Consider the following 4,287-nt stretch of genomic DNA (forward strand, 5'->3'; position numbering starts at 1 on the left):
GACCGGAGCCTCAAAACCATCGCGGCTCCGGCCCGCCATCTCATGCCGTGGCGATCCACCAGCGTTCGGCCATCTTCAGTCCATCGTTCTCCCAGTTGGGCGCCACATCACCGTGTGCGAGCTTTTTGGATTGGGCGCTGACGAAATTGTTGAAGACCAGCACGATGCTGCCGCCGTCATCGTGGGTTAGTTGCTGCATCTCGGCATACATCGCCGCTCGTTTGGCTTCGTCCGTCTCGGCGCGTGCCTGGACAAGCAATTCGTTGAAGTGGGGATTTTTCCAGAACGTTTCGTTCCAGCTGGAGTCCGCGGCAAAGGCTTGCGTGAACATCCAGTCGGCGGTTGCCCGACCGCTCCAATAGGAAGCGCACCAGGGTTTCTTCAGCCAGACATTGTCCCAATAAGCGTCCTCGGCCTCACGCACGACATTGACGTCGATGCCGCATTGGGCTGCCGTTTCGCGAATGAGCGAAGCCGCATCCACCGCCCCCGCAAAGGCGGCATCGGCCACCGAGAGGTCCACCTTCAGGTTCTCCATTCCGGCCTTTTTCAGGTAGTGCTTGGCTTTTTCCGGATCGAAGCTGTGTTGCGGTTGCGGATCCTTGGCGAATTTGATGGCCGGCGCGATCGGGTTGTCGTTGGCCACAGTGGCGTGGCCAAGAAAGATCTTGTCGACGATTTCTTGGCGATTGATCGCCCATTTCAATGCCATTCGCACGTCCGGATTATCAAACGGCGCCATCGTGACATTCATCGGCAAGGTATAGTGCCCGTAGCCAGTGACCTCGACGATTTCCACCTTGGGATTGCGTTTCAACATGCCGAGGGTTTTGAGGTCGGCGCGGCCGATATAGTCCACCTCCCCCGTGGATAGCGCCGCCATGCGAGCGGCGAGATCTGTGATGGCGATGAACTCCACCTCGTCGAGATAGGGCTTGCCATTCTTGAAGTAGTTTGGATTGCGCTTGAGCTTGGCCGAAACGCCGGGCTGGAAATTCTCGAGGACGAAAGCACCGGTGCGAACGCCTGAAGCCCAATCCGCCTTGCCGTCCTTGGCCGGCATGATGACCAGATGGTAGTCACTCATGATGTAAGGGAAATCGGCGTTGCCGCTCTTGAGCGTGAAGACCACCGTTTCCGGGCCGTCCGACTTGACATCGGCGACGGAGTCCAACAGCGACTTCGCCGCCGATTTGGTGTCCTTGCCCATGTGATATTGCAAGGAGGTCACGACGTCATCCGCCGTCACGGTCTTGCCGTTGTGAAAGGTTGCGCCTTTGCGCAGCTTGAAAGCCCAGGTTTTGGCTCCATCCGAAGTTTCAAAGCTCTCGGCGAGGTCCGGTTGGACATTGCCTTTGGCGTCGACCTCAGTGAGGCTGTTGGACAGCGAGCCCGAAAATGCGGTTTGTGTGAACGTGTCGGGGTAGCCGGCCGGATCGATCGAATCCGTCGTCGCGCCATGAGCCATGCCGAGCTTGGCGAAGCCGCCCTGCATCGGTTCGGCCCGCGCCGTGCTCACGAACAGCCGGTCGGCGGCGGCAACGGTCAGGCCCGCGGCCAGCCCAAGATGAATGAATTCGCGGCGGGAAACCTTGCCGCCTCCGACCAGGCTTTGCGCGATACCAAGCTTGTATTCAGATTCTGACATTTGACTCTCCCATTGCGGAGTTCCCCGCGTTATTTCTCGTCAAGCACCGGCGAACAAATCTGCTTATTGGCTCCGCCACCTTCCTTCGAATTTTTCCAATCCCAATCGGCTTGCGCCAATCAGGCCGTCACGTAGATGCCGCCGGCTTCGACGGTGACTGGAAATGTGCGCGCGCGAACGGAGGGATCGACCAAGGCCGCGCCTGACTTGATGTCGAACTCCCACCCGTGCCAGGCGCATCGAACGATCTCGTTTTCGCGATGATAGATGAATTGCGCCTGTTCAACGGGCGCGGTTGTGCCGCATTGCGGCCCCTCGCAAAGCGGAGCGCCGCGGTGCGGACAGACATTCAGCAGCGCGTGGAATGAATCTCCGATGCGGAAAATCCCGACCGAAAGGCTGCGGATCTTGGCGATGAACGGAGACCCTGTTTCGATCTCGTCGACGCGGCAGATATATGTCTTCTCGGGCATCGTATGCTTCCTCAGGCGGCATTCGCGGCTTGCGCGCGGGGGATGCGTTTGTAGACTTCCAGCGCGTTCAGTCCCATGATCTTGCTCTTCCATGCAGGAGGGATTTGCAGCGTGTTGGCATCGTCGTAATCCCAGTGCGGATAGTCTGATGCAAACATCAGCGTGTTTTCGCCGTCCATCGCTTCGAGCGTGGACCAGAGATGTTGGATGTTTGCAGGCTGCTCCAGCGGCTGCGTGGAAAAGCGGATGTTGCGCCGGCAATATTCAGACGGCAGCATCTTCAGCCATGGCGTCTCCTTGCGCAGCGCTTTGTAGTCGGCGTCCAGGCGCCAAAGGACCGACGGAACCCAGGCGACGCCGCACTCGATGATCACGAAGTAGAGGTCCGGCCATTTCTCGAAGACGCCATGGGCGATCATGCTTGCCACGTGCGACATCGCCGACATGTGCAGAATGGCATGCGTTTCCCAGAAGAATGTCGTCGGAGCAGGAGCAATGGCAGTTGAATTCACGCCGCCATGCCCGCCCAGATGAATGGCGAATGGCAACCCCACTTCCGCGCAGGCTTCGTAGATCGGATGGTAAAACGGGTCGCCATACGGCTTGACGGACCCCTGGGAGGCGAGAACCTGGACCATGCGCGGATGGCTGCCAAGACGGCGTATCTCGGCGGCAGCGAGCTTCGGATCCTGTGGCGCGATGATGATCGAGCCCATGAACCGATCGTCTTTCGGCAACCACTGATCGATCTGATAATCGTTGTAAGCGCTGACCAGAGCGCTGGCATAGTAAGGGTTAGCCAGTGTCGACGCCTCGAAAGGCTCATCGCCGGTCAGGATCGCCACGTCGACTTTGTATTTGTCGAGGTGCTTCTCTTTCATGATGAGATAGTTGTCGGCTTCCGTTTTCGGACGGATGTCCTTGCGGGAAAAGTCCTGCGGGTGGAACCAGGGCCGATGACCATGCGGAAAGGCCCCAACGGGCCCTGTTTTCTCGCCCTCGATGAACATGTCTTTCCACAAGCCGGAGAGATAGGGCTCCAACACAGTAGCGCTTGACCAGTAATTATGACAGTCGCAGTCGACTATGAACACTTCTTCCGCTCCGTATCCGTATCTCGTCCCGGCGGCGCTGCCGGCCGCTGATGTGCTACAGCTTCCGCCTTGAGTATTGTTTGATCAAGCTTATGATACGTGGAATATGATCGAGTTTTTCGATTGGAGATTTCATGCAACTTGATCACATCGAGACCTTTCTGGACATCATCGAATCGAGAAACTTCAATCGCACCGCGGATCGGCTAGGATTGACCCAGTCGACGATCAGCACCCGCATCAAGAACCTCGAGAGCGCAATCGGGTCCGAACTGTTCCAGCGCGGACGCGCCGGGGCGGAACCGACCGCCGCAGGACGCCGGTTCGAAGCTTACGCAAGATCCCTGCTGTCCACATGGTCGCAGGCTCGCCACGATGTCCGGGCGTTCAATCGTTTCGAAGGCACCTTGCGCGTCGCCGCGCAGGTCGGGATGACCCGCTCGGTTTTGCCGGGTTGGGTGGAGACGCTGTGTCAGGCTCTTCCCAAATCGTCGATCCATGTCGAGTCGGATTATTCGAACCAGATGGTCAGCGACCTAAGCATGGGAAATCTCGACATCGCAGTGCTTTACGCCCCACGATACCTACCCGAAATCTCCTATGAACATTTGATGGTTGAGGAATATGTGATGGTTTCCACGGTAGCCAGAACCCTCTCCGAGGTCGATCCTGAAACCTATATTCGTCCTGGCTATACGGCCCTGCTGGAGAAGGCCCATGCCGAATTGCTTGGCGAGTTGGCGATCTGTCGCCTTTCCATGGGATCGGAAACCTTGGCGGAGATGATGCTACGGCGCGCGGGCGGGACCTGCTATATGCGAAGTGACGATGCGCGCAGGTTCGCCCTCGAACGCCCATCGTTCATCGTCGAAGGTGCTCCGACCCTGCATCAGCCGGTACACACGGCCATCCTGGCGCGCCGCAAGCACGAACCGATCATCCGCAAGGGAATCCGCGCCCTTCACGTTGCCGTGATGTCACTGGATATGTAATCGAAATAATCGATCATAACTCGCGAGGGAGGCTCCTGTTATGGCGGGCCTCGGAAAGGCATCTTTGCCCTACTTCAAAA

At 58.1% G+C, this 4,287-nt stretch carries 4 protein-coding genes; 1 reads left to right on the plus strand and 3 read right to left on the minus strand.

The window, feature by feature from the left end:
* Window positions 1-40 precede the first annotated feature (40 nt).
* The 3 genes from EN991_RS25340 to EN991_RS25350 all read right to left on the minus strand — a co-directional run bounded on the left by EN991_RS25340 (window position 41) and on the right by EN991_RS25350 (window position 3,215).
* Window positions 41-1,648 (minus strand): ABC transporter substrate-binding protein, encoded by a 1,608-nt coding sequence (locus EN991_RS25340; RefSeq protein WP_127369787.1) that lies wholly within the window; start codon window positions 1,646-1,648, stop codon window positions 41-43.
* Between the two features lie 119 nt (window positions 1,649-1,767).
* Entirely contained in the window at window positions 1,768-2,121 is a 354-nt protein-coding gene (locus tag EN991_RS25345; RefSeq protein WP_023809364.1) for a Rieske (2Fe-2S) protein, read from the minus strand.
* Window positions 2,122-2,132: 11 nt separating this feature from the next.
* Window positions 2,133-3,215: an amidohydrolase family protein gene (locus EN991_RS25350; protein ID WP_127369788.1), complete on the minus strand. Its 1,083-nt coding sequence runs from the start codon at window positions 3,213-3,215 to the stop codon at window positions 2,133-2,135.
* Between the two features lie 134 nt (window positions 3,216-3,349).
* Between EN991_RS25350 and EN991_RS25355 the strand changes: the two genes are divergently transcribed.
* Complete coding sequence (locus EN991_RS25355; protein ID WP_127369789.1) at window positions 3,350-4,207, plus strand: LysR family transcriptional regulator; 858 nt, start codon at window positions 3,350-3,352, stop codon at window positions 4,205-4,207.
* The last annotated feature ends 80 nt before the right edge of the window (window positions 4,208-4,287 follow it).

The organism is Mesorhizobium sp. M7A.F.Ca.US.005.03.2.1 (assembly GCF_003997795.1).
Taxonomy (GTDB): domain Bacteria; phylum Pseudomonadota; class Alphaproteobacteria; order Rhizobiales; family Rhizobiaceae; genus Mesorhizobium; species Mesorhizobium ciceri.